Source organism: Planktosalinus sp. (assembly GCF_059864935.1).
Genome location: NZ_JCBCCK010000126.1, coordinates 1 through 1,184, shown reverse-complemented (window position 1 = coordinate 1,184; position 1,184 = coordinate 1). Strand labels below are relative to the sequence as shown.

1 protein-coding gene and 1 pseudogene are annotated in these 1,184 nt (G+C 41.6%); both read right to left on the bottom strand.

Annotation, left to right across the window (positions count from 1 at the left end):
- Positions 1 to 711 (bottom strand): DUF3810 family protein (locus AC6F75_RS05435; protein WP_500713935.1); only part of this gene is annotated, 711 nt, incomplete at its 3' end.
- A gap of 171 nt (positions 712 to 882) precedes the next feature.
- Positions 883 to 1,184: pseudogene (locus AC6F75_RS05430) on the bottom strand (hypothetical protein); the annotation flags it as partial.

The window sequence follows — 1,184 nt, the reverse complement described above, 5'->3', positions numbered from 1 at the left end:
TTGGTGGGCTTCTTCGTGACTGGTTACAACGGCAAAACGGTGACCAATAATCATATCATTCACCTGAGCCTCGGCAGTAAAAGGGTTGTAGTAACCGCTGTAGCCCATATAAGTGAGCCCAAGGCTCCAGGAGGAAGCTTTAATGCTTTTGGGATGGTATGAAAATGTGGGAAACTTTTCGCTGAGGTTGTCATAGCCGTTGGTAGACAGTTTAAAAGTTTCACGTTGTGAAAAGGGATTAATAACTTTAACGGAGTCTTCCGCGCCAAGCGTATTGTGCAGTTGGTTGGCTTTTTCAATCAAGTTTTCGGTGAGGGTGATAAGCTCTTCGGTGGTGTATTCGCGCTCTACGCCCAGGGTTTGATGCAACGGTACCCGATAATAATTAAAGCCCCAAAGCATATTAAACAGAAAATAAACAATGGAAAGGGTAGCGGTAATGTCCAGAAAAAAACCAACGGGTTTTGTTTTAATCCTTCTAATATTAAGGTAAAGCCAACGCACGGCAAGGATGACCAGCGCACTGTAAAACACATCACCCACAGAAAACGGAATCCACCCAAAGAGATGACGAAAGATTTTTGACACAAACGGAAAAACACCCAGACTGTAGTATTTTTCAACAAACTCCGGGAAATAAGACAACACCCGCAGGCCTATCATTTGGGCCACAAGCAGGAGGGTAAGGATGATTTTTGTGCGTCTGTTCATACTGCCCCCTAAATTAGGGTTATTTTTTGAATGCTGTATTTTTTGAATGGAAATCAACAACTTTATGTATTAAATAGAAGTTGAAAAGATTAAGAAACAAAAACGGGGGCGAAGCCCCCGTTGTATTTTTAATGCTGACTGAGTTTAAAAGACAGTCCTGATAAATAAAAATTATTTCACTTTTTTTCCAATCAATTTCGCAACAGATTTTCCTGTTTTTGCATAACCTTCTGCAATGCGGTCATTGTTGTTGGCCACTCCAATGTAATTGTCCCCGGGTGCATTCCGGCTGTTGATTACCAACAAAACATTTGAGGGGTTTGCAGTTTCCACAAACTTCAAACGGGTAGTCACTTTAGAGGGTTGTTTCATCACTGCGGCAAACCAACCCGGATAAATCCAAACAGTCTCTACAATCAACGTGTACTTGGAATCAGCATCCTCAGAAGCTTTGATATCCATGTTTTTGTTCA